The 24761-nt window shown below is 49.6% G+C and carries 19 protein-coding genes and 1 tRNA gene; 16 read left to right on the top strand and 4 right to left on the bottom strand.

All coding sequences use genetic code 11. The features are described from left to right. The first annotated feature begins 46 nt into the window (after positions 1-46). The 10 genes from ACIDE9_RS09915 (at position 47) to ACIDE9_RS09870 (ending at position 12947) form a co-directional block, all read left to right on the top strand. Complete coding sequence (locus ACIDE9_RS09915) at positions 47-1744, top strand: APC family permease (RefSeq protein WP_411994495.1); 1698 nt, start codon at positions 47-49, stop codon at positions 1742-1744. Between the two features lie 175 nt (positions 1745-1919). After that, entirely contained in the window at positions 1920-4112 is a 2193-nt protein-coding gene (locus ACIDE9_RS09910; protein ID WP_019880646.1) for an FAD-dependent oxidoreductase, read from the top strand. Between the two features lie 127 nt (positions 4113-4239). Beyond that, positions 4240-6384: a heterodisulfide reductase-related iron-sulfur binding cluster gene (locus ACIDE9_RS09905; protein WP_194754668.1), complete on the top strand. Its 2145-nt coding sequence runs from the start codon at positions 4240-4242 to the stop codon at positions 6382-6384. A gap of 5 nt (positions 6385-6389) precedes the next feature. Continuing rightward, positions 6390-7802, top strand: coding sequence for a hypothetical protein (locus ACIDE9_RS09900; protein ID WP_411994493.1), 1413 nt, complete (start codon positions 6390-6392; stop codon positions 7800-7802). Positions 7803-7818: 16 nt separating this feature from the next. After that, positions 7819-8613: an electron transfer flavoprotein subunit beta/FixA family protein gene (locus tag ACIDE9_RS09895; protein WP_411994492.1), complete on the top strand. Its 795-nt coding sequence runs from the start codon at positions 7819-7821 to the stop codon at positions 8611-8613. Between the two features lie 2 nt (positions 8614-8615). Then, the gene (locus tag ACIDE9_RS09890) at positions 8616-9581 is read left to right on the top strand and encodes an electron transfer flavoprotein subunit alpha/FixB family protein (protein WP_411994490.1); all 966 of its coding nucleotides are present in this window, start codon (positions 8616-8618) and stop codon (positions 9579-9581) included. 419 nt (positions 9582-10000) lie between these two features. Next, a complete protein-coding gene (locus tag ACIDE9_RS09885; RefSeq protein ID WP_228519978.1) occupies positions 10001-10603 on the top strand; it encodes a dimethylamine monooxygenase subunit DmmA family protein in 603 nt (200 codons plus the stop codon). After that, positions 10600-11553 (top strand): PDR/VanB family oxidoreductase, encoded by a 954-nt coding sequence (locus ACIDE9_RS09880; protein ID WP_411994487.1) that lies wholly within the window; start codon positions 10600-10602, stop codon positions 11551-11553. The genes ACIDE9_RS09885 and ACIDE9_RS09880 overlap by 4 nt, the downstream gene beginning before the upstream one ends. A gap of 44 nt (positions 11554-11597) precedes the next feature. Beyond that, positions 11598-12638, top strand: coding sequence for a heme-dependent oxidative N-demethylase family protein (locus ACIDE9_RS09875; RefSeq protein WP_194754664.1), 1041 nt, complete (start codon positions 11598-11600; stop codon positions 12636-12638). 48 nt (positions 12639-12686) lie between these two features. Then, positions 12687-12947 carry a hypothetical protein gene (locus ACIDE9_RS09870; RefSeq protein WP_411994485.1) on the top strand — a complete coding sequence of 87 codons (261 nt, stop codon included), beginning with the start codon at positions 12687-12689 and terminating at the stop codon, positions 12945-12947. Between the two features lie 536 nt (positions 12948-13483). Here the strand turns inward: ACIDE9_RS09870 and ACIDE9_RS09865 are convergent. Then, positions 13484-14746, bottom strand: a complete 1263-nt coding sequence (locus ACIDE9_RS09865; protein ID WP_411994483.1) for a PAS domain-containing protein — start codon at positions 14744-14746, stop codon at positions 13484-13486. A 149-nt stretch (positions 14747-14895) separates the two neighbouring features. On the opposite strand from ACIDE9_RS09865, the gene ACIDE9_RS09860 reads away from it, so the two are divergent. Further along, a complete protein-coding gene (locus ACIDE9_RS09860; RefSeq protein WP_411994481.1) occupies positions 14896-16743 on the top strand; it encodes a histidine kinase in 1848 nt (615 codons plus the stop codon). A 15-nt stretch (positions 16744-16758) separates the two neighbouring features. Further along, a complete protein-coding gene (gene narL, locus ACIDE9_RS09855; RefSeq protein WP_018987043.1) occupies positions 16759-17397 on the top strand; it encodes a two-component system response regulator NarL in 639 nt (212 codons plus the stop codon). A 92-nt stretch (positions 17398-17489) separates the two neighbouring features. Here the strand turns inward: narL and ACIDE9_RS09850 are convergent, their stop codons facing one another. Next, entirely contained in the window at positions 17490-17819 is a 330-nt protein-coding gene (locus tag ACIDE9_RS09850; protein ID WP_411994479.1) for a DMT family transporter, read from the bottom strand. A 38-nt stretch (positions 17820-17857) separates the two neighbouring features. Continuing rightward, positions 17858-18316, bottom strand: a complete 459-nt coding sequence (gene ribH, locus ACIDE9_RS09845) for a 6,7-dimethyl-8-ribityllumazine synthase (protein ID WP_411994477.1) — start codon at positions 18314-18316, stop codon at positions 17858-17860. A gap of 322 nt (positions 18317-18638) precedes the next feature. Here ribH and ACIDE9_RS09840 point away from each other — a divergent pair, with 322 nt between their 5' ends. Both ACIDE9_RS09840 and ACIDE9_RS09835 read left to right on the top strand, forming a co-directional pair. Then, positions 18639-20336 carry an APC family permease gene (locus tag ACIDE9_RS09840; protein ID WP_411994475.1) on the top strand — a complete coding sequence of 566 codons (1698 nt, stop codon included), beginning with the start codon at positions 18639-18641 and terminating at the stop codon, positions 20334-20336. Positions 20337-20468: 132 nt separating this feature from the next. Continuing rightward, positions 20469-21614 carry a methyl-accepting chemotaxis protein gene (locus tag ACIDE9_RS09835; RefSeq protein ID WP_411994473.1) on the top strand — a complete coding sequence of 382 codons (1146 nt, stop codon included), beginning with the start codon at positions 20469-20471 and terminating at the stop codon, positions 21612-21614. 136 nt (positions 21615-21750) lie between these two features. Here ACIDE9_RS09835 and ACIDE9_RS09830 read toward each other — a convergent pair. After that, positions 21751-21827 (bottom strand) — tRNA-Arg (locus ACIDE9_RS09830). 158 nt (positions 21828-21985) lie between these two features. Here ACIDE9_RS09830 and ACIDE9_RS09825 point away from each other — a divergent pair. Together ACIDE9_RS09825 and ACIDE9_RS09820 are read left to right on the top strand one after the other, a co-directional pair. Beyond that, positions 21986-23125: a sugar phosphate nucleotidyltransferase gene (locus ACIDE9_RS09825; protein WP_194754656.1), complete on the top strand. Its 1140-nt coding sequence runs from the start codon at positions 21986-21988 to the stop codon at positions 23123-23125. A 96-nt stretch (positions 23126-23221) separates the two neighbouring features. Further along, on the top strand, positions 23222-24706 hold the full coding sequence (locus tag ACIDE9_RS09820; protein ID WP_411994471.1) for a choice-of-anchor I family protein: 1485 nt from the start codon (positions 23222-23224) through the stop codon (positions 24704-24706). The last annotated feature ends 55 nt before the right edge of the window (positions 24707-24761 follow it).

Raw genomic sequence — 24761 nt, 5'->3', positions numbered from 1 at the left:
TCTGAATGCATGGATTACGCCAGCATCGCCTATTGGGCCACCCACAGTGACTTTATCCTCTTCTGATCATTCCGTTGCGGCTGATCTCCCCAGTCAGGCACCTGCAGCCCAAACTGGTTTGCATAGAGGCATTGGCTGGAAGGGCGCCTTTTGGATTGCAAGCGGGGTGCCGGGGCTGGTCTTATTCACCCTAGGCGCTGTCGCGGCAACCGTCGGTAAACCGGCCTGGCTGGTGTGGATGGTCTCGATTAGCTTTGGTTTTATCCAGGCTTTTACTTATGCGGAGATTGCTGGGCTGTTCCCACATAAGTCTGGCGGGTTGTCCATCCATAGTGCGGTTGCCTGGATACGCTACAGCAAGTTTATTGCTACGTTGAATGTATGGTGTAACTGGGCCGCCTGGTCGCCGGTACTGGCGATTGGCTCAGGTTTAGCCGCAGGCTACTCGTTAAGCATTCTGTTTGATGCAAACTCGCTGATCAATACCTGGCAAATCACGTTGCTGGATTTAAGTACGATCAAGGCGGGCCTCAGCCTGAGAATCAATGCAACCTTCATTCTGGGCGCCACCTTTCTATTGCTGGTGTTCGCCGTGCAGCACGGTGGTATTTTACGCTCAGTCAGCACCACCATGGTGTTGGGGTTAGTGGCGCTCATCCCATTGTTGTTGATTGGACTGGTGCCTTTTGTCACTGGCGACCTGGCTAGCGAACATTTCTTTCCGCTCACGCCATTAGCATACGACATGGACGGCAATGTCATTGATGGCGACTGGAATCTGGATGGCTGGAAGCTGATGGCGGGCGGATTATTTGTAGCAGCATGGTCCACTTATGGATTTGAAACGGCGTTGTGCTACACGCGTGAGTTTAAGGATCCCAAGGCGGATACCTTCAAGGCGATTGTTTATTCCGCATTGCTCTGTATGGCCGTGTTTACCTTGGTGCCGCTTGCGTTTCAAAGTCACTTGGGGCTAGGGGAGTTGGTGGTGCCTGCTGTGATCGGGGATGCAGGGGAAGTGAAGTCACCGGCCATGTACGACGGCATGCTCGCTGCCAATATTTATAAGGGGAATGGGGTGGCCAGTGCGCTGGCTTCCATTGTCGGTGGCGGCGCAATCATCGCCAATATCATGGTGGTGATGCTCATCATCACCTTGCTGCTGGCGATTATGACCACCATGTCAGGTTCGGCCAGAACACTTTACCAAGCCTCAGTGGATGGTTTGTTGCCCAAGTATTTATCTGTGGTCAATGAGAATGGTTCGCCGACCAGGGCGATGTGGACAGACCTTTCCTATAACCTCATCCTGCTCATGATGTCGGATTATGTGTTTGTGCTAGCGGCTTCCAATGTGGCGTATATCATCTATCATTTTCTGGTGTTGAATGCCGGCTGGATCCATCGCATGGACAGGCCGCATTGGGAGCGGCCTTATAAAACACCAAATATCTTGATGGGCGCAGGCGTGCTGCTTGGCTACCTCAATTTGGCCATCATGGGAATGGGTACGGAAATTTGGGGCGAGGGCACGTTAAGGACTGGGCTCTTCTTTTCTTCCCTCATCGTGCCCTTATTCATTTACCGCCATTATTTTGAAGATAAAGGCGTATTCCCGACGCAGTTGCTAAGCGACATGCAGGTACAAGTGAATCGGCCAAGATATACAAAATTCTTCGAGCACCTGCCTTACGTCACCATTGCCGTTGCCATTCTTGTGGTCTGGTATACCGACCAACTTTAACCCCTCTGATGCGCAAAGTCTAAAGCAATATTTTCACCAGCATTGCATGCTTAAAAGTCAAGCGCTACTGAGTAACACCTAAGTAGTAAGCCATGAGTGTAATTGTCTCTCCTGGGTATCACTATGAAAATGACACATAGTTTGATCCCATAAATTTCAAGGAGACACTTATAAAATGGCACGCGATCCTAAACATGACATTTTGTTTGAGCCAATACAAATTGGACCCAAAACATTACGCAATCGCTTTTACCAAGTACCGCATTGTATCGGTGCTGGATCCGATAAGCCTGGCTTTCAATCTGCACACCGTTCGGTTAAAGCTGAAGGTGGTTGGGCTGCTCTAAACACTGAATATTGTTCTATTAACCCTGAGTCTGATGATACGCACCGTTTGTCTGCACGTATCTGGGACGAAGGTGACGTACGTAACCTGAAAGCCATGACCGACGAAGTGCATAAGTACGGTGCGTTGGCCGGGGTCGAGTTATGGTACGGCGGTGCACACGCACCTAACATGGAGTCACGTGCTACGCCACGTGGTCCAAGCCAGTACGCTTCAGAGTTCGAAACGCTGTCCTACTGTAAAGAAATGGATTTGAGCGATATCGCTCAGGTACAGCAGTTCTACGTTGATGCAGCTAAGCGCTCACGCGATGCTGGTTTTGACATTGTCTACGTATACGGTGCGCACTCTTATCTGCCACTGCAATTCTTGAATCCTTACTACAACAAACGTACAGACAAATACGGCGGCTCATTGGAGAACCGTGCGCGCTTCTGGCTGGAAACACTGGAAAAAGTGAAGCATGCCGTGGGTTCGGATTGTGCCATTGCGACACGTTTCGGTGTGGATACTGTGTATGGCCCAGGTCAAATCGAAGCTGAAGTGGATGGCCAGAAGTTTGTTGAAATGGCTGACTCATTGGTCGATATGTGGGACATCACGATTGGGGATATTGCTGAGTGGGGTGAAGATGCTGGGCCGTCTCGTTTCTACCAGCAAGGCCATACCATCCCTTGGGTCAAGCTGGTTAAGCAGGTTTCCAAAAAACCAGTATTGGGTGTTGGACGCTATACCGACCCTGAAAAAATGATCGAAATCGTCACCAAAGGCTATGCCGACATTATTGGTTGCGCACGCCCTTCGATTGCTGATCCGTTCTTGCCACAAAAGGTTGAGCAGGGTCGTTATGACGATATCCGTGTGTGTATCGGTTGTAACGTGTGTATTTCCCGCTGGGAAATCGGTGGTCCTCCAATGATTTGTACGCAGAATGCGACAGCAGGTGAAGAATACCGTCGTGGTTGGCATCCAGAGAAATTCCGTCAAACTAAGAACAAGGATTCTGTATTGATCGTGGGTGCTGGTCCATCCGGTTCTGAAGCAGCCCGCGTGTTGATGGAAAGTGGCTATACCGTCCACTTGACCGATACCGCAGAGAAAATCGGTGGTCACCTGAATCAGGTGGCAGCGCTGCCAGGTTTGGGTGAGTGGAGCTATCACCGTGACTATCGTGAGACACAAATCACCAAGTTGCTGAAGAAGAACAAAGAAAGCCAATTGGCATTGGGTCAAAAACCAATGACGGCTGACGACGTGCTGCAATATGGTGCTGACAAAGTCATCATCGCTACCGGTGCGCGCTGGAATACCGATGGTACCAACTGCCTGACGCATGACCCAATTCCCGGGGCAGATGCTTCCTTGCCAGATCAACTGACACCAGAGCAAGTCATGGAAGGCAAGAAGAAAATTGGTAAGCGTGTGGTGATCCTGAATGCGGATACTTATTTCATGGCGCCTAGCCTGGCTGAGAAGCTGGCGACAGCCGGTCACGAAGTAACCATCGTTTCTGGCGTGCACCTGGCTAACTACATGCACTTCACGCTGGAATATCCAAACATGATGCGTCGTTTGCACGAACTGCATGTTGAGGAGCTGGGCGATCACTTCTGCTCACGCATCGAACCGGGCCGTATGGAAATTTACAACATCTGGGGTGATGGTTCTAAGCGTACTTACCGTGGCCCAGGCGTTTCTCCTCGTGATGCCAATACCTCGCATCGTTGGATTGAGTTTGATTCCCTGGTGCTGGTGACAGGCCGTCATTCAGAGTGCACGCTTTGGAATGAGCTAAAAGCCCGTGAATCTGAGTGGGCTGAGAACGACATTAAAGGTATCTACCTGATTGGTGATGCTGAAGCGCCTCGTTTGATTGCTGATGCAACATTTACGGGTCACCGCGTGGCCCGTGAAATTGAAGAAGCAAACCCACAAATTGCCATCCCATACAAGCGTGAAACCATCGCATGGGGCACGCCGCATATGCCAGGTGGTAATTTCAAAATTGAGTACAAAGTTTAACGCCTGATGAGTGTAAGGTCGGCAGCACAAGCTCGCCGACCTTGCTTCAACGCATTAATCCCGACATACAAGTTACAAGTTGCCCATGGGCTAATGGAACTCATTCATTCAGAAACAGGTGATAACAATGACAGATCCTACACAAATCACTCGAATACTCTTCCAGGACTTTGACCCGAAGGCAATCTATCTATTCTATGCATTTGGTTATCTTGCGATTGCGATCTTTATTCACGGCTGTTATGTACAGGTGCGTAAATATCGCCGCGGTAAGCCAGATGAATCTTGGAACCAAATCTTCAAACGCTTTTGGGACATGGTTAAGACCATGGCCTCACATCGTACTTTGGTGCGTCGTGACAAAAAAGCGGGCCGTGCGCATGGCCTGATTTTCTTTGGTTTTGTTTTACTCTTCATCGGTACTGCCACTATCACTTTAGAGTACGACATTCTTGAGCCGTTATTCGGTGTGAGATTCTGGTACGGTAACTTTTACCTACTGTTTTCTTTAGTGCTGGATGTCGCCGGTTTCGGCGTGATCGCGGGTCTGCTTTACATGATGTATCGCCGTAAGTGGATGCATTTGCCCAAGCTTGATTACAAGCGTGTGGACAGGCAAGTCGGCGATCCGGACTATGATCGTAGCGGCTACCGTCGCGAAGACTGGGCTTTCCTGTGGTCATTCATCCTGATTGGTGTCACCGGCTTTATTCTGGAAGCGACACGTCTGGTCTGGCTCAGTGAAACCCCTTCGGTCTGGGATCATCGTTTCTGGTCACCGGTAGGTGCCATCCTTGCGCATCTGATGGCAGGGCTGGGCATGACTGCAGAAGGTGCGGGCGCATTCCGCCCATACCTGTGGTGGTTCCATGGCTTGCTGTCACTAACGTTTATTGCGTGTATTCCCTACACCAAAATCAAGCACATCTTCACCGCCGCTGCCTCTCTGATGTTCAAGAGCCCGCTGGTGGGCAGACGATTGCCCATCATTCCGGTTGAGCAGGCGAATGCCGGTTATAAAACCATTACCGATTTAACCTGGAAAAACCTGTTGCACCTGGATGCTTGTACCAAGTGCGGTCGCTGTCAGGAGGCGTGTCCTGCCAATGCCGTAGGGGCACCACTGTCACCACGTGACGTGATTCTGTCTCTGCGTGAATTCGCGAATAAGACTTTGAATGCCAAGGAGCTGCCGGCTGAGGCTGAACTGGATATCCATGGTAAGTCCCCTGGCCAGGTCATGCAGGAAACACTCTGGTCATGCCGTACATGCCTGGCGTGTGTCGAGATTTGTCCCGTTGCGGTTGAGCATGTGCCTATCATCGTGCAAATGCGTCGCAATCTGGTGGAAGCTGGCGAGATGGAGCCTATCCTCGAGAAAACATTGCAAACCATTCATAAAACAGGCAACTCTTTTGGTGAGTCAAAGCGCAAGCGCGCAGCCTGGGCCAAAGACCTGCCATTTGAAATCAAGGATGCCAGGGCTGAGCCTGTCGATATTCTCTGGTTTGTGGGTGACTATGCGTCCTTTGATCCACGTAACCAGAAAGTCACAAGATCATTTGCAAAACTGTTGAATAAAGCCGGTATCAATTTTGGTTTGTTGTTTGAAGCCGAAATGAATGCAGGCAACGACATCCGCCGTGTGGGTGAAGAAGGTTTGTACGAACACCTGGCGACTTCGAACATCGGCACGCTGCAGTCATGTGATTTCAAGTCGATTGTCACCACTGACCCGCACTCGTTCAACACCATCCGTAACGAGTATCCGGACTTTGGCGGTGAGTTTGAAATCAATCACTACACCACCTTGGTGAAACAGTTGATTGAATCTGGTCAGATCACACTGAAGAAAAAGCTCGATTACCGTGTGACTTTCCACGATCCATGCCACTTAGGCCGCTATAACAAAGGCTATGACGCGCCTCGCGATGTGATCAAGCTGCTGGGCTGCGAACTGGTGGAGATGGGCCGTAACCGCGATAACTCATTCTGTTGTGGTGCTGGCGGTGGCCGTATCTGGATTCCGGATCCGGTAGGTATTGAGAAACCCTCAGCAAACCGTATGCGTGAAGCTGGACAGATTGAGGGCCTGGACGTGTTCATCGTGTCATGTCCGAAAGATCTGACGATGTTCGAGGATGCCCTTAAAACATCAGGCTTTGAAGGTCAGTTTGTAGTGCGAGAGCTGATTGAGCTGATTGATGAGTGTATTGAGTACGACGTTGTCGACATCACCGGTGTGGCCGAGGTTATTTCAACCTCAGAGTGAGATGCATGATGTTTGGGAGTGCTGATGCGCTGGTGCAGTTAGCGATTAAATCGAGAGACCCATATGTTGCCGCTGCTGTGCATGAGCTGGCAACAGGGATCACAAAGCTCGAATTAGAAGCGCTGATTTGCGGCACAAGGCGAACGGCGTTAGCCATTGCCCGCTGGGAGCATACACCGGCATCGGTACTCACCGCATTAGCAGGCGTTCACGATGAGGCGATTGAACTGCGGCTGGATAAAAACCCTGGAACGTCATCCAGCGTGTTATCCGGCCTGTACGAAGAGGCGCGCAGCAAGGACAAGGCCGGACTCACCAAGCTCATCGCGCAACACTTAAACAGTGGGACGGAGGTTTTAAGAAGGATCGCACTCCACGCCAACGATAGTGAATGCTTGTTGGCGTTGAGTAAAAACCCCGCAGCGAATGCCAAGGTGCTGGCGGAGTTGTCGGAGCGTGCCTCTGGGAGTGATATCGCAGTGGCCATCCACAAAAATATTGCCCAGAACGCATCGGCCTCTGCTGAGTTGCTGACAAGGATATTTGATGCATCGGATGTCTATACGCAGGCGGCCATCCTTGGACATGCCAATTGCCCGGCTTGGTTGATTGCGAAAGCTGCGGCAAGCGAAGAAGTGTTGATGATGCGCGTGCTGGCCAGGAACCGCCGGGTGAGCAAGGAGAGCCTGCAGCGTTATGCAGCCTGTGAGGATGCAGGCGTGAGGGCTGGCGTTGCTGCGAATGTTTTAACGCCGGTCGCCCTCTTTCGTCACTTGATTAAGGATAAAAGTGAGTTGGTCAGGCGTGAAGTGGCTTCGCGTATTGATTTGTCGGAAGAGCATATTGAGGCCTTGTCCAGAGATGATGACATCTGGGTCAGGCAGAGAGTTGCGCGCAGTCCGACCACATCACTGGATGTGCTGTACCGGCTTGCAGTGGATGAGACTGCTGATGTCAGGCGGGCCGTAGCACGTAACTCAATGAGTACGGTGCATTTGCTCAATATGCTCGCGGAGGACACAAGTGCTTGGGTGCGGTCCGGGGTGGCCTACCAGGTCAATGCCTCACAAAGAATCCTCAGCAAATTGGCGGATGATAAGGATGTAAATGTATTAAGTGGCGTGGCAAACAACCCCAATACGCCACAAAGTATTTTGAAGGCGTTGGTCGGTTCGAGTGACACGGATGTGAGAAGAGGGGTGATTTTAAATAAGTCAGCAACACGCAATACATTGCTGCCCTTACTTGAGGACCCTTACTACTTGCACCGCGTGTTGCTTGTACACAACCCTCATTTGCAAGCACAGGATAAGTGGAGTCTGCGGGATGATCCAGACTTCCAGGTCAGGTTTTCGGTATATCGGTGGGCAGCAAATATCTGCCTGAAAATGCCCGATACATTTCTAGTAACGAAGTAATGAAGGAGACGAAGGTATGAAGATATTAGTGGCAGTAAAACAGACCGCAGCACTGGAAGAAGACTTTGAAATTCGAGACGACGGTTTGGACGTCGATGAAGATTTCATGATGTATGACCTGAATGAGTGGGATGACTTTTCGCTAGAGGAGGCGATGAAGATCAAAGAGTCTAGCGATACCGAGGTTGAGGTGGTCGTGGTGTCTGTGGGTCCGGATCGTGTAGATGAAAGCCTACGCAAGTGCCTGGCCAAGGGTGCGGACCGCGCGGTCAGAGTCTGGGATGACGCTGCAGAGGGCTCTGACGCCATCGTGGTTGGCCGCATTCTGACCGAAGTGATCAAGAAAGAAGCGCCGGATATGGTGTTTGCCGGTGTGCAGTCTTCTGACCAGGCGTATGCCTCTACCGGTATTTCAGTCGCTTCTTATCTGAATTGGCCACATGCGGCAGTGGTCGCCGACTTGCAATACAAGCCAGGTGACAACAAAGCCGTCATCCGTCGTGAACTTGAAGGCGGCATGCTGCAAGAAGTTGAAATCAACTGCCCGGCCGTGCTGACCATCCAGCTTGGCATTAACAAGCCGCGCTATGCGTCGCTGCGAGGTATCAAGCAAGCCGCGACCAAGCCGATTGAGGAAGTCTCCCTGGCTGACATTGGACTCTCTGCAAATCATGTCGGTGCTGCCCAATCCATGTCACGCGTACGTCGCATGTACATCCCGGAAAAAGGCCGTGCCACCATGATTGAAGGCACTATTTCTGAGCAGGCGGCAAAAATCATTCAAATCATTAATGAATTCAAAGGAGCATAGTCATGAGTAAAATATTGGTGATTGCAGAACATCGCCGTAACGATTTACGTCCCGTCTCATTGGAGTTGATCGGCGCCGCAAATGGCCTGAAGAAAAGTGCCGATGACAAAGTCGTGGTGGCCGTGATTGGTAGCCAGGCAGACGCTTTTGTACCTGCATTATCGGTCAATGGGGTAGATGAGCTTGTGGTTGTCAAAGGACCATCGGCTGATTTCGATCCTGATGTGTTTGAAGCCTCCGTCTCTGCATTAATTGCGGCTCACAATCCGGCTGTCGTATTGCTGCCGCACTCCGTGGATTCACTGGGTTATGCCTCCTCTTTGGCAAGTAAGGCCGGTTATGGATTTGCCACGGATGTGTATATTGTGGAGTATCAAGGGGATGAACTTGTTGCCACCCGTGGTGGCTACAACCAGAAGGTTAACGTTGAAGTTGATTTCCCAGGTAAGTCAACCGTGGTACTGACGATCCGCCCTAGCGTATTCAAGCCATTGGATGGGGCAGGTAGTCCAGCCGTGTCTCATATGGATGCACCGTCAGTGCAATCTCGCAGCCAAAACAAAGACTACGTAGAAGTTGGCGGCGGTAATGATATTGATATCACCACCGTTGATTTCATCATGTCGATTGGCCGCGGGATTGGCGAAGAAACCAATGTGGAGCAATTCCGCGAGTTGGCAGACGAAGCAGGTGCAACCCTTTGCTGCTCACGCCCGATTGCGGATGCTGGCTGGTTACCTAAATCCAGGCAGGTGGGTCAATCAGGCAAGGTGGTTGGGTCATGCAAGCTTTACGTCGCTATGGGCATTTCAGGTTCCATCCAGCATATGGCTGGCATGAAGCATGTCCCTACGATTATTGCGGTGAATACCGACCCGGGTGCTTCAATCTTTACCATCGCCAAATATGGCATTGTGGCTGATATTTTTGACATAGAAGAAGAACTGAAAGCCCAGCTTGCAGCATAGTGAGTTTTTTTGAGTGGTCTGACTTTGGGGCACTTTTTAGTGCCCTTTTTTTATCTGCATCATGAGGAAATACTTCTTTGGAAGTACAACCTCATGATCATTTGCAAGTGGGCACAATGAGCTTACTCTTGACGTGTCACGATGCTTTTTCGTCAGCATTGGTTTGCATTTAGGCTGCATTTCATACGGCAGGGATCGTTCAACCATCCTTCACAGGGGCACATATAAGTGCCCTTCTTTTTTTGCCATCGATCCTTCAAAAATGGCTACCCCTTTGGGAGTACAACTTCAAGATAATTTTCGCCAACACTTGCTTGCTTTAGTCTTGCTGCAAAGGTGCTGCGGATATCTCAGATGCCACATTCACGATGGTTGGCTCTGGCGCGGTGCTCAGCGTATGGTTAATTGAAGAGATAAATATGGAACGTGGGTATTGGATTAAAAGTAAACCTGTCTATACATCTTTAAAGTGGCATGAGAAGGCGACTTCACACCTGGTGCTTGCCACTGGCATAGGTGGTATGGCAGTTCTCAAGTTGTTTCAGCAAATGCACCCGACACAACCGGTCAAAGTACTGTATGGAAAGTATGGGCAGATGGAAGCGGATTATTCAGACACCTTAAAGATGGTTGTGCCCGAAGGTCTGCATATACATAAATTTGACGACGCCCTGTTGACGCAGTTTCAGCTTGAACTGCGCGATGCGCAAATGGGCTTGCGAATCTATGTGGCCGGTTCAGAAGGGTTTATCTGGGATGTGGTCGCGGCGGCTAAACCGTTTGGTATCCAGGAAATGGAAATCATGAAAGAGCAGGCCGATACCCTGGCCCGCAGTGTGTACTGTGTGCACTGCAAAACCATTTCCAAGTATGTCACAACCAATATTACTGCCTGCTGTGGCTGTGAGCGCATGCTGTTTGTGCGTGACCATTTTTCAAGAAATCTGGGCGCGTATATGGGCTTGATGGTTGATGCAGAGTCTCCAGGGGAGTTGCCTGCGATTGAGGAGATTTATCCATGAGTACAATCAATGTAAAAGTCGCTGCCATTGAGGCCGTGACACCGTTAATTAAGCACTTTACCCTGGTGCATGAAGATGGTTCTGAGCTGCCCTCATTCTCAGGTGGCAGCCATATCGTGGTGACGATGGATGCAGAGGGGAGAACATACAGGAATCCCTATTCACTGATGGGGTCACCTACAGATACCCAGGCTTATCATATTTCTGTGCGGCGCCAGGAAAGCTCACGTGGCGGCTCCTTGTTTATGCACGAGCATGTGCATGTCGGCATGCGCCTGAAGATCACACACCCGGTGAACCTTTTTTCACTGTCCAAGCTGGCACATAAGCATATCCTGATCGCAGGTGGCATCGGCATTACCCCCTTCATGTCTCAAATAGAAGACCTCAAAAGGGTAGGTGCAGACTATGAACTGCATTACGCATTTCGCGCTTATGAGCAGGCCGCTTTTGTCAATGAACTGGAAGAAATGTGTGAGGGCCACTTGCATTGCTATGCCGACAGTCAAGGCGAGCGTATTGACCTGAATGCGCTGTTAAGCCAGCAGCCACTGGGCTCTCATGTCTATGTGTGTGGTCCGTCTCCCATGGTGGTTGCTGTGCTGGAGACTGCCAGAAACCTGGGTTGGCCTGAGAACAATATTCATAACGAAGAATTCTCCTCGCCGCCTGTAGGCGAACCGTTCAAGGTGCAACTGGCCAAGTCTGAGATCGAAATTCAGGTGCCCGCGGAAATGAGTATGCTGGAGGCGATTGAAGCGGCGGGTGTCAAAGCGGATTCGCTCTGCCGCGGGGGCGTTTGTGGCCGCTGTGAACTCACTGTCCTCGAAACGGATGGTGGTATCGAGCATCATGATCACTATTTGTCTGACTCGGAAAAAGTGTCCTGTAGAAGCATCATGCCATGCGTTTCGCGTACCAAAGGTAAACGCTTGGTATTGGATTTATAAGCCCTGCACACCATTCATTTCTTATTCGAATTAAGGCGATAAACATGCAATTAAATTTCAATGATGAGTCATTCCGGGATGACTATAGTTACAAAAATTCCCCTGGAGCCATCAAGCGTTTCCCTTTCCCTTTTGCCGAAGATCATTACATGTATTCGGTCAATATCGAGCCACATACCAAAGGTGCGCAGGGATCCGTGTATGAGTTCACATTTGATGTGGATGAGCATTATGTGTCCGAGTGCCTGGACAAGATCATCACACTGGAACAAGACCCTGGCCGTTACAGTGCCTTGCCGCACATGATGGATGCGCAGTGGGACTTTCTCGAACTCGCGATGACCTCCATGGCCAATGATTATCCTGAGTATTTCACGCTCACCAAAAATGGCAACGTCTGGACCTGGGAAAATCGCCCTTTAGACATCATGGATACCTTCACTTTTGGTGATGCCAGCACGCTGCCCTCAGAGCCATTCGAGTACATGGGGCGTCAAATGCAAGGTGATTTTGTCTTGCTGGATCAGCGGGATGGCACCCTGTATTCAGATGCTGGCATTGTAACCAGTCAGGCGGACTGGTCATTGGCATTTAATACCGGCATGTCATGGCAGGAATGGCATGGCCCAGTGCCCAAGGTGACTGAGCTGGGCGTGTTGGATAGAGCCCTGAAATACCTGCTGAATCTGCAAGTGGGGAATCCCGTGCGTAGACTGAACTGGACCATGACCGTGAATCCACGGCTGGATACTTCTCCAGAGAATTACCCGCTATGGGCGATAGACCGCAATAAGGTCAATAACGAGACGGTCGGTGACCTGGTGAACCTGCGCGTTGAGTTGCAGAGCCTGTTCAGGTTGCCGCGTAGCAATGCGATTGTATTTGGCGTGAGGTGTTACCTCATGAGCCTGAAAGATATCACTACCTATCCACGATGGGCTAAGCGTCTGCACCGCGTGCAAAAAGACCTGCATCCAGACTTGATTGAGTACAAGGGGATGACGAGTTATCACCGCTATGTGATTGACTGGCTTGCACAGTTTGATGATGGCGAAGTATTGGCGTACGGGTCACATCCGGAATAAATGACAAGACGGGTGTTCGTCACGCCATATCAACGACATAGGAAAAAAATGATGAAAGTACATGTTTTTATCGCAACATCAATCATGGTTTTGGGTGGGATGCAATCTACAAATGCTGCTGATGCTGTCTATGTGAAATCTGCGATGTATTCCACGCAGATGCAGAACTTGAGTAAGCGGCCTTATCAACAGCCCAAGCGTACAAGCGCTGCAGCAGACACGGCATGGCAAGATGCGACCTTCAGGGGGGACGATCTCCAGTCGCAAAAAGCCCTCAAATTGCACGTACTCGCCAAACGCAGCTTCTAGCGTTGCGCTTGCCAAGACATCAACAGGCTGCTCCCGTGCCGTTGTCATCCGTCAGGTAACTCCAGCATCACAGGCATCCGTCACATGTCGCTGACGGATGTTCTGTAGATTCATCGTCTTTCTAAGCGGTCTTACTTTTAAAAATAGTCAGGCTCATCTTGCGTTCTGCATGTAAATACTCCTAAGGGAGTAATCCTAAATGGGAATTGTCCCCCGCCTGCTTAAGCCTGAAAATAAAAGCACAAGTTCACTGTACTTTACCTCTCTCAAGTGACAGTACAAACGAGAATGGGCTTGCCAGGGAGGCAATATTCATTGCCTCCCAAATCCCTCCGGCACGTTTAGCTTTAATGGTTACACGAACGCGAGCATGACTTAAGCTAAGGGCTAGTGTGCTAGTGATTAGCTTAAATTAGGTTGGCTGCCACGTTGTGGTGGGTTTACAAGGGAGATCGTGCGGGTTTAGCTGGCCGCAGATCCAGCAGGCAGGTCTTCGTATCGATCAGGCCTGGTCTCTGTATAAGGACGTTCTATGGTCAGGATAGTGTGGAAACGTGGTGTTGTTTGTCAGGCACCGCGGTGATGAATCCTTCCAGTGCCAACAGCTCGCCGGTGCTCGAAAATACGCCACGCCCAACTTCTTGCACCAGTTTTGTTTCGCCCTTGCGGGTAATGATCCTGTAGACAATATTGAAGGTTTCATCTTCGGCAATTTGCTGATTAATCAACTTCCAAACCGCCGCTCTATCCGTCGGGTGGATAATCAGGTTATAGGTAAGACTAGGGTCGTGCAGTAAATCCAGTGAATCGTAGCCTGTGATGTCAATACAGCCCTCGCTGACATATTCGAAGGTCCATGATCTGTCATGTCTGCAACGATAAATCATCCCCGGGATATGGCTGAGCAGGGCATTAGCGGCACGACGGTTTGCCGAGTGTTGTGCTTCAGCATCCTTGATGTCTTGAATATTGGTAATGGTGCCGACAACGCTGGTTCTTTCGCCGGAAATATTTGAGGAGGATCTGGCTCTCAAACGGAACCAGTTGGACTCTCCCTGAAGGGAGATTAAACGCAAGTCGATGGTGAAACTTGGCTTTCTGCCGTAGGCAACGGATTCAAGTCTGGACTCCACCATGAGCTTGTCTTCAGGGTGCGCAAAGTCAGAAATGGTTTTATTGAGGCTATCCTTGATCGCGTACTCAAGAAAGCTTTCCCAGGCGGGATTTAAAAAGACAATTTTGCCTTCAAAGTTGAGCTGGAAAACAATCTGCTCGAGTTTGTCGATGATGAAATGATAGTTAAATTGAGGGTCAAAGTGGCTGCTGAGTGTATGTTCTGCAGAAAGCGGTGTAAATTGGAATAAAGTGAGGTTTGCATCCCTGTCTTCACGCATCTTGGTGAGGCTGACATTGGAAGGAATAGCCGAGCCATCGAGTGAAATCAGGCGAATATTGGTAGATTCATTTTTGGTCTTTCCGGTGGCTGCTTCCGCATTGAGTTCAGCAAAGATCTGGTGGTCGGCGGGATGAATGATGTTGGTGAACGGCATGCCCTTGATCTGGTCTTCGAGGCCGACCAAACCGAGTGTGCGCAGGAAGGGCGTATTGGCAAATTTCACAATCAGGCCATCCAGCAGCACAGCGGGGGAAGACAAGGCGTTGGAGGTTTCTCTTAACCAGGAAAGTTGTTGTGTAGACTCACTTTTTTTATTGGTGCTGGCTTTGGTAAACAGGGGTTGAACAATAAAAACCAGCGCTGCTGAAAAGATCGCGATGGCAATTGTCACCAGAATAGCCAAGTGTGCTAAAAAAGGACCTTCAATGCTGTGCCATGCACCCAGGACGATCAGGTAAATAATACTGATAATCATCGTTGAAAATATAAAGATGCTCATATGCTGCTGCCTAGTTACATCAAAATATCAGTATAAGAAAATCTGCTTCTGATATGCGAAATATTTTAGTGTTTTTTAGAAAATTAAAGAGGTACGTCAATAGCCACAAGTTATATGCCAGCATGCATGTGCTCGTTGCTTCATTGATGATTGTCGTCGTGCTGATGCAGGCGACCTCGTTATTTTTATTTGATTATGTCCCCAATCATTTGGCAACGATCACCCAAGCCTATAACGAGCAAATGTTATGGAAGCAAGAGCTCTATAAGTTGGAGACTTCTGCCACTCAAGTTGGCGCAGAACCCTACAAAATTTCCCTGAGTATCAGTAATTTTGATGATGCAACGTATGCCTGGAGTAGAAAGCAGAGTGATACCCGCTTGGCCGCTGCCTATGAAAAGCTCAGCCACTTGCACCAAGCGTTTGTTAAGTGTTGCTTGTATGGCGCTTCTAAAGAGCAAACGCTGCTGAAAGGCAAACTGATTGTTGAGGCTTATGATGAGTTTATTGAGGCGTCAAAAGACGATGTAGAAGCCAAGCAGGCAGTCGTTCAAATCATGCAATTGGCTTGCGTCTTTCTGGCTATTTGTATTGGTGCATGCATCATGCTCACTGCCTGGCGCATCCTGATAACCCGTTTGGGACGCATTTATGAGCTGATCCCGAGTGATCTAATCAATGAGGGCAAAGATTTTCATTATGGCGATGAGTTGGAAAAGTTGGAGAAACTCACCGCAGAAATGTCGGCCCGCATTGAGGGCTATCAGGCGGAGAGCAACTGGACCAATAAGATCAGTACTGAGAAAGCGCGAAAAACACTGTTATCTCAAGACTTCCTGCTTAAGTTGGCGAGGTTGATCGCAAATTCTGACTTGAATGAAATCACCCTGAAAAAGGTGCTTTATTCGATGGAAAAAACATTGGATGCGAAGAACGTCGCCTTAATGTTCAGTGATATCGGCTCACGCTTTTCTTCACATCGGGCCCTTTTTTCGGGGTATACGCCGCTATCTTTCGATAAAAGTATGTTTGATCAAGATCTGCAAATGTTTGAAGTGACGCATGAGACCAAGCTTATCCAGGGGGAGTGCATTCAATACACGACAGTGCCATTGCCAAGCTCCAATGGCTGGCTAGGTATTCTGCTCATCGAGACCGATGCCAACCACTATTTTGAGGACATGGAAATCCAGCTGATTGAAGTCACTTCGCAGATGGTGGCGATGGCCATGGGGTTTCAGGCCCGTGAGCAGGAGGGAAGGCGTGTGGCTTTGCTTGAGGAGCGCGCAGTGATTGCGCGGGAGTTACATGATTCCCTCGCCCAGTCGTTGTCCTATATGAAGTTTCAGCTTGCACGGTTGCAGAACATCTTCAATCAGGAGGGGGTGAGTTCAGACGCCGCGGAAATTGCAAATGATATCCGTGAAGGGTTGGATAATGCCTACAAAGAATTGCGGGAGTTATTAACGACATTCCGGGTGCAAATGGATGTGCGAGGTCTGGATCATGTATTGGAGGAAACCATTAGCGAGTTTTCCAGCCGTTCTAATCTCTCGATTGCGCTGGATAACCGATTGCAAGATTGCCGGTTGACTGTGAATGAAGAGTTTCATTTGCTGCACGTTATCCGGGAGGCATTGTCGAACATTGTGCGGCACTCAGGCGCTGAAAAAGTCAAAGTGTCGTTAGTACTGCAGTCCACGGGCGAAGTGATTGTCATGGTGGATGATGACGGGATTGGTCCCGCGTTTGATGAGTCTAAGCCACACCATTATGGGCTGGCGATTATGACCGAACGCGCCCATTGTCTGGGTGGTGAAATTGAGGTGATCCCTCGCCGATTAGGCGGAACACGGGTGAGATTAGTGTTCCGACCAAAAAATGAGGGTATAAAACAATAAAGATGGGGTTAGAAAATGGCAACGACAGTCGTAATTATTGATGATCACGCATTATTCCGTAAAGGCGTCATGCAGATGATTTCCTCGGATCCTGAGTTCGATGTGATTGGGGAGGCTGCCTCCGGGTTACAGGGGCTTTCTCTGGTTGAGCAGCTAAAACCGGGGCTGGCTTTAATTGACCTGAATATGAAGGTCATGAATGGCATAGAAACACTGACGCGGATCAAAGAAGCCAAACTTGATACGAAATGTATTGTGTTGACGGTTTCTGATGCTGAGGATGACCTGCTGGAAGCTTTACGTGCTGGCGCCGATGGCTATTTATTGAAAGATATGGAGCCTGAGGACTTGTGTGCAAGCTTGAAAAAAGCCATGTCCGGCATCACGGTGTTGCATGAAAGCCTGACAGATATTCTGAAGAATGCGTTGGTGAATCCGACCTTGAACAAGCAAGACGATGATGTTTCCCTCACCGAGCGTGAGCGGGAGATTCTGGAGTGCCTGGCAAAGGGCCTCAATAACAAAACCATCGCAAGGCATTTGGGCATCAGCGACACCACTGTCAAAGTGCATATCAAGCATCTGCTCAGTAAGCTTAAATTAACCAGCCGCCTGGAAGCCGCCGTGTGGGCGCACACTAAAAAGGTGGTTTAACGAAAGAGCGTTGACTCGTCAGGATAGGTTCATCTCTGACGAGTCAACGCTCTTGGCGGATGAATCGCGAATGCTGCCTGTCTGCGCGATGGCTAAGACACGATGGACTTGGACATGGTATTCATGATAACCACGCCAAAAATGATCAGCCCCATGCCCAAGATGGCCGGCTTGTCCAAGGCTTGGCCATAAACAAAGTAACCTATGATTGCAACCAGCACGATGCCCACCGCTGACCAGATGGCATAAGCGATGCCAATAGGAATCTCATCTAGCGATAAGGATAAAAAGTAAAACGCTACCGCATATCCAAACAGGGTCAGCACGCTAGGCCCCAGCTTGGTAAATCCCACAGTACTTTTCAGGGATGAAGTGCCCAGTAATTCAAAACAAATCGCAAGCGCAAGATATACCCATTTCATAACGATCCCTTTCAGATTCACTCGGTTGCTAAAATTAACTAAGTGTTTTGTATCTTCTTGACCAGGTGATGCATTTCTATGGCCACTTCGGCGGCTTCTGCCCCTTTGATGTGCATTCGAGCCAGGGCTTGGTCATCATCTTCTGTGGTGAGGATGGCATTTGCCACCGGCACACCGGTATTCCGTTGCACGTCTGAAATGCCACGCGCGGACTCATTTGAAACCACTTCAAAGTGGTAAGTCTCTCCACGGACAATAGCCCCCAGGGCAATCAGCACATCGTATTGCTCGCTCAGCGCCATGTGTTGCAACACCAGGGGCGTTTCCAATGCGCCCGGCACAGACGCAATGGTGATATCTTCGATGTTGACTCCTAACGCCCATAATTTCTCTGTGCAGGCTGCCAGCAGACCATCGCCAATCCCGCTATTAAACCTTGATAACACAATGCCAATTTTCAGCCCGGCACCGGATAAGTTCTTTGCTATGACATTCACTCTGAAAACCTCTTCAATAGATTGAAACTGCATCTCTGTTTAGGGCGTAGCAGATCCATTCCAGAACGCCGATTCGCAGTGTATCTGATGTTTGTGCGCTTGCAGCTACCACTTATGAGGTAAGCCTAAGTGGTAATAGAAAGTCACTTTTCACGTCGCTATGATTGACGACGATGCGATAAGCGGGAGTTGTGTATTCCGATCAATCAGTATCGTGAAGCGATGTTTATTAATTTTTAAATGATGGGTCGCCTATAAAAACTTATGAAGTAATAGCGATGGTTGAGTGGGGTTAGGCAGATTCAATTCAAGGGAGGTTTGTGTGCAAAAAACGGTAGAAGTGACAGATGCAATCACCGCAGATGTCAGCAACGATGTAGTGGCTGGAAATGCCTCGCTACATCGCACAATTAGCTGGACTGGTGCATTTTGGGTTGCCAGCGGGGTGCCCGCTTTAGTGTTGTTTTCAATGGGGGCCATTGCGGCCACGGTGGGTAAACCAGCTTGGCTGGTCTGGATGATTTCCATTGGTTTTGGCTTTATTCAGGCATTTACCTATGCAGAAATTGCCGGCTTGTTTCCACATAAAACGGGTGGTGCATCCGTGTATGGCGCCGTGGCCTGGATTCGTTACAGCAAGTTTGTCGCACCACTTTCAATTTGGTGTAACTGGGTCGCCTGGACGCCTGTACTTTCCATTGGTTCAGGGTTGGCGGCAGGGTATATTCTCACGGCAATGTTTGCCCCCGATGCCGCCATCAATACCTGGCAGCTGACACTCCTGGATTTGGGCATGTTGAAAGAGGGACTGACGCTACGTATCAATGCCACTTTTGTCATTGGCTCCGCCTTACTTTTACTGGTTTACTTCATCCAGAATGGCGGCATTCTGCGTTCAGCCAGAACTACCATGATTTTGGGCGTTGCAGCTTTGATCCCGCTGATTATGATCGGGCTTGTGCCACTGATCACAGGGGATATGCCTTCTGAGCACTTTTTCCCGTTATCGCCATTGGCTTACGATAGTGTAGGCAACGTCATTGACGGGCTGTGGAATCTTGATGGTTGGGTGTTGATGGCAGGTGGTTTGTTTATCGCCGCCTGGTCAACCTATGGTTTTGAAACAGCCGTTTGTTACACCCGCGAATTTAAAAATCCTGAAACTGATACTTTCAAGGCCATTTTCTATTCTGGCTTGCTTTGTGTGGGCGTGTTCACATTGGTGCCATTGGCATTCCAGGGCCATTTGGGCTTAGGGCAACTGATTACCCCAGCAGTGACTGACGCCGCAGGTAATGTCACCAGTGCCGCTGTGTATGACGGTATGCTGGCGCCTGATATTTATAGTGGTATGGGCGTTGCAAAAGCCCTGTCTGGTATTCTGGGTAATACCGCGTTTATTGCCAATCTGGTTGTGGTGATGCTGATCCTGGCATTGCTGCTTTCAATCATGACCACCATGTCTGGTGCTTCACGCACCTTGTATCAAGGTTCCGCAGATGGCTTGCTGCCAAAGTTCCTGTCCAAAGTGAACGAGCATGGCGCACCAACAAGCGCGATGTGGGCCAACATGATCTTCAACTTCATCTTGCTGATGATGTCTGATTATATGTTCTTGCTTGCCGCCGCGAATGTCAGTTACGTCATTTTCAACTTCCTGAACCTGAACGCAGGCTGGATTCACCGTATGGATAGACCAAATTGGGAACGCCCTTACAAAGCGCCGACCATTTTGATCGTATTAGGTACTTTCCTGGCTTTTGTTAACGTCACCCTCATGGGGCTGGGCGCCAACATCTGGGGTGCCGGTACATTAATGAGCGGTTTGGTGATGGCAGGACTGGTATTCCCGATCTTTATCTGGAGACATTACATCGTGGATAAAGGGGTGTTACCTAAGGAAATGCAAGAAGACATGCTTTTGGACGGTGATCAGAAAACGACCGCAGGTGTACTTCCATATGTCGCACTGATTGCTGCGGGTGTGATTGTGTACTTTACGAGTCATTTAGCCTCATAAGGGCGAAATAATAAGCTCTGCGATCCACTACCATGGATTGTTTGTAAGAGCTAAAGGGGGCACCAGCCCCCTTTCTTATTTACTCCCCTTCATGGGGGTAACTCACTTTGGGTTGAATGAGAGGTAAAGTAATTGAGTATCCAATTAAATGATTCGAGCACAGGCCAGACGATTGAGCTGGTCAAAAATCTCGTCAAAGGCCTAGAGGTCAGTTCAAATGAAATCGGCAAAGTCGCTGACATTATTAAGCAGGTTGCTAAACAAACAACACTCATTTCAATGAATGCAACCATCGAGTCTGCAAGGGCAGGCGAGGCCGGTCTTGGATTTGCCGTTGTTGCAGGCGAAGTGCGCGTGATGGCTGAGCAATCATCCAAAGCAGCGACTGAAATCAGTCGCATTGTTTCCTCGATTAAAAATGACTCGGTGAAAGCCAGCCTTGAAGTGTTGCGTGCAGAGAAAGACTCACTGTTAAAAAGCGCCTCTTTTGTTGTGGCGGCGCAAGCAATGCAGATTGAAATGCGTTTTATGCAGCTGGAAACCAGCCTGTCAGGCATTAAAAATCTGATTGAAGGAATGAGAGCGTCCCGCATTAGGCCAAAGCGTGATGTAGTGAATGCGCTCTTGATGGCGAATCTAAAAGCCGATGTTGATGTGCTAGGTTACGCCTGTTGTTTTGAGCCAAATGCCTTCGATGGATTGGATAACGAATATATCAACAAAGAAGGGCATGATGAGACAGGCCGCTTTATTCCTTATTGGAATCGCGCTAGTGGCGCAATGGTAGGTGACAAATTAGAAGCCTATGAAGCGTCCGGGATGAATCATTGGTATGACCAACCAAGGCGACTGGGCAAGAATTTAATGACAGAGCCTTTTGAGTATGTGTTAAGTAACGGCCAGGCCGTACAAGTGGCTACGATGGTCGTGGTGATTATGTCTGCAGGCAAGTTTATCGGGGTATCGGCGATTGATTTCGCGCTTAATAAATTTCAGGAAGATTTAAGTCAGCTTAAACCTTACGGGATTGGCTCATATGCCCTGATTTCAAATGCGGGGTCTTATATTACACATCCAGACATAGAGCGTGTGGGCAAGCCTGCTCATGATCTTACGCCGGAGGCTAAAAAAGCCATTAGCGAAGGAAGACCATTTGTTGAAGCGCACAATAGATCCGATATTCTGTTTTTTCATCCCATAAAAACGGGGGCCAAAACCTCACCATGGTCATTAATGCTAAGACTTGATTTTGAAGCAATGCTGGCTAAATTGGTTTAGGTCTAACGCCATAAACGGCGATGATTGGATAGCTGTGATAGCTATGCAAAGGAAAACCTACCGACTGACTTAACTTTCCGTTCTGGACACAAAAAAGCCAAGCTAGTAATCACTATCTTGGCTTTGCTTTTCTGTCTGGTGCGCCCGGCGGGAGTCGAACCCACGACCCTTGGCTTCGGAAACCAATACTCTATCCAGCTGAGCTACGGGCGCAATCCTGCCATTATAGCAAATAAGTCGCGCTGGCTTGGCGCGCGTGCGGGCTATTTTCTCTTCTTGCCCACCTGGCAACTACGCTGCTGAAATAATGTTGTCATAGTGCGTGGCTATGCTTAGCCAGTAAACGTTAAGTTATTTAAGGGTGTTGCACTATGAAAGCCATGATTTTGGCCGCGGGTAAGGGCACGCGTGTTCGGCCGCTGACTTATGAATTGCCTAAGCCGATGATCCCGGTGTTGGGTAAGCCAGTGATGGCGTATTTGATTGAGCATCTGGCCATGCATGGCGTGGCCGATATCATGGTGAATGTGAGTTACCTGCACCAGAAAATTCAGGATTACTTTGAAGATGGTCATCGCTTTGGCGTGAATATTGGCTACTCGTTTGAGGGCGATATTGTTGATGGCAAGATTGTGCCGCATGCGGTCGGCTCCGCAGGTGGCATGCGCAAGATTCAGGACTTTAGCGGCTTTTTTGACGACACGACGATTGTGTTGTGCGGTGATGCGATTATTGACCTCGACATTACGCGTGCGGTGAAAGAGCACAAGGAGAAGGGCGCATTGGCGAGCCTGGTGACCATGCAGGTGCCTATGGATAAGGTGTCTGGCTATGGCGTGGTGGTGACTAATAATGAAGGCCGTATCATTTCTTTTCAGGAGAAGCCCAGCCAGTTAGAGGCGCGCTCCAACTGGGCGAGTACCGGGATTTATATTTTCGAACCTGAAGTATTAGACCTGATTCCTTCCGGCAGCGAATTTGATATTGGCTCGGATTTGTTTCCTTTGTTGGTGCAGCGCGGCCTGCCGTTTTACGCGATCCAGCATCCGTTTAACTGGATTGATATTGGCGTGGTGAGCGATTATTGGCTGGTGATGCAGCAAATGATGCAGGGTTTTTTCCCATCTATGCCGATTCCGGGCAAGCAGGTCAAACCCGGTGTGTGGGTGGGGCTGAATGTGCATATTGATTGGGAGCACACGCAGATTGAGGGGCCGGTGTATATCGGCTCAGGCTCACGCATTGATAAAAATACCCGGATTGTCGGCCCCACCTGGATTAACTCTGGTTGCCATATCCAGCGCGACAGCACGGTGATTCGCTCGATTTTGTTTGATTACACGCGCATTGCCCAGGGTTATGCGATTGAAGACCGCATTGTGTGCGGCGAGTATTGTGTCGACCGCAATGGCCGCATGGTGCATATGGATGATGACAATTGCGACATTATCTGGACCGATGCGCGCGAGAAAGTGGTTTATCCGCAAAATTACGCTTATGCCAGACTGTAATACGTAGTCCGCTGCCATGTTTTTGACATGCCAGCGTCAAGGATTTGTCATGTTGGGTGACTATGCTCTCTGGAGTTTTGAGGAGAGGGTAAACACATGAAAAAAATGACTTTAATGATGGGCTTGCTGTTCGGTAGCATGAGCATGGCACAAGCGGCAACAACGTACCAGATTAGCAAAGAGTGGACATTTGCCCACAGCGGTAGTGGCTATTTGTCTGAAATTCCGGCCTTTGATGCGACCACCAACACTTTGTGGGTGGCGGGCGTAAAAGGGGTGGACGTATTAGATGCGAACACCGGTAGCTTGCTGCAACGTATTGATACCAGTGCTTATGGCAGTATCAACAGCGTGAGCATTAGCAATGGCATGGCTGCATTTGCCATTGAAAACAATACACGTACCAATGCAGGTATCGTGCAGTTGTATGACACTTCCAGCAGAAGCCTGGCCGCAGGCACCAACACATTTACCGTGGGTGCATTGCCAGACATGCTGACATTCACCCCAGATGGCAGCAAAATTCTGGTCGCCAACGAAGGCACGCCAAATGTCTATGGTTCACGTATCGGCAACAGCGTACCACGTGTGTATGGCGCATCTGCCAATGACCCGGTCGGTAGCGTCACGATTATTGATGTGACCAGCCGCACTGTGGCTGCGACGGCCACTTTGGCTGGTGTACCAACTTCTGGCAGCCATATCCGCACCAATACCGGCATGGACTTCGAGCCAGAGTACATCGCCGTGAGTGCCGACGGCAGTAAAGCCTATGTCACGCTGCAAGAGGCCAATGCGATTGGTATTCTGGACCTGAACACGCATTCATTCACCCAAGTGGTGGGCTTGGGCGCGAAAGACTTCAGTCAGCCGGGTAACAGTATCGATCCGCTCAATAATGGCAGCGTTAATTTTATCAGCGCTAACGTAAAGGGCTTGTACATGCCTGACGGTATCGCGACCTACGACGTGGCTGGCACGACTTACCTGGTGACAGCTAACGAAGGTGATTTCCGTGAAGATGACGGTGACCGCTCTGCCGCCAGCTCACTGGGCGCGACTGGCGACTTGGCCAATATCCGTGTGTCGAATACGGATTCATCTCCAGGCGATCTGTACGCAGCAGGCGCACGCTCTTTCAGCATCCGTGATGCCGATGGCAACCTGGTGTACGACAGTGGCGATATCCTTGATAAAGAAGCATTTGCACGTGGCATTTACGATGATGGCCGTAGCCGTGACAAAGGTGTGGAGCCAGAAGGCGTAGATTTGTTCACGCTGGGTGGCCGTACCATTGCGGCGGTGGGTCTGGAAAGAACCCTGAAAGGTGCGATTGCGCTGTTTGATATTACCGACCCGACCAAGGTCAGTTTTATCGACATGATCGTGTCTGATGGCGATCTGGCGCCAGAAGGCCTGGTCGCCTTTGAAAAAGACGGCGCTATCTTCTTGGCATTTGCCAACGAAGGTTCCAACACAACTTCCTTGTTCCGTATCAGTGCCGTGCCTGAGCCAGGCTCTGCTGCGATGCTGGGCTTGGGCCTGGTCGCGATGGCTGCCATGCGTCGCCGTCAGAAGTAATCTGTCATTCTGACTACATTCAGCCGGGCATGGCACATGCCCGGCTGTTTGCTTT

Source organism: Methylophilus sp. 'Pure River', from assembly GCF_046765995.1.
GTDB lineage: Bacteria > Pseudomonadota > Gammaproteobacteria > Burkholderiales > Methylophilaceae > Methylophilus.
Note: the sequence above shows the minus strand (reverse complement) of the source record. Positions and strands in the feature narration are given on the sequence as shown.

Coding starts and splice junctions, on each gene's coding strand:
- ACIDE9_RS09870 (WP_411994485.1), top strand. CDS start 12,687: ATGATGAAAGTACATGTTTTTATCGCAACATCAATCATGGTTTTGGGT.
- ACIDE9_RS09850 (WP_411994479.1), bottom strand. CDS start 17,819: ATGAAATGGGTATATCTTGCGCTTGCGATTTGTTTTGAATTACTGGGC.
- ACIDE9_RS09860 (WP_411994481.1), top strand. CDS start 14,896: ATGCGAAATATTTTAGTGTTTTTTAGAAAATTAAAGAGGTACGTCAAT.
- ACIDE9_RS09895 (WP_411994492.1), top strand. CDS start 7,819: ATGAAGATATTAGTGGCAGTAAAACAGACCGCAGCACTGGAAGAAGAC.
- narL (WP_018987043.1), top strand. CDS start 16,759: ATGGCAACGACAGTCGTAATTATTGATGATCACGCATTATTCCGTAAA.
- ACIDE9_RS09885 (WP_228519978.1), top strand. CDS start 10,001: ATGGAACGTGGGTATTGGATTAAAAGTAAACCTGTCTATACATCTTTA.
- ACIDE9_RS09820 (WP_411994471.1), top strand. CDS start 23,222: ATGAAAAAAATGACTTTAATGATGGGCTTGCTGTTCGGTAGCATGAGC.
- ACIDE9_RS09825 (WP_194754656.1), top strand. CDS start 21,986: ATGAAAGCCATGATTTTGGCCGCGGGTAAGGGCACGCGTGTTCGGCCG.
- ACIDE9_RS09905 (WP_194754668.1), top strand. CDS start 4,240: ATGACAGATCCTACACAAATCACTCGAATACTCTTCCAGGACTTTGAC.
- ACIDE9_RS09910 (WP_019880646.1), top strand. CDS start 1,920: ATGGCACGCGATCCTAAACATGACATTTTGTTTGAGCCAATACAAATT.
- ACIDE9_RS09890 (WP_411994490.1), top strand. CDS start 8,616: ATGAGTAAAATATTGGTGATTGCAGAACATCGCCGTAACGATTTACGT.
- ACIDE9_RS09900 (WP_411994493.1), top strand. CDS start 6,390: ATGATGTTTGGGAGTGCTGATGCGCTGGTGCAGTTAGCGATTAAATCG.
- ACIDE9_RS09880 (WP_411994487.1), top strand. CDS start 10,600: ATGAGTACAATCAATGTAAAAGTCGCTGCCATTGAGGCCGTGACACCG.
- ACIDE9_RS09875 (WP_194754664.1), top strand. CDS start 11,598: ATGCAATTAAATTTCAATGATGAGTCATTCCGGGATGACTATAGTTAC.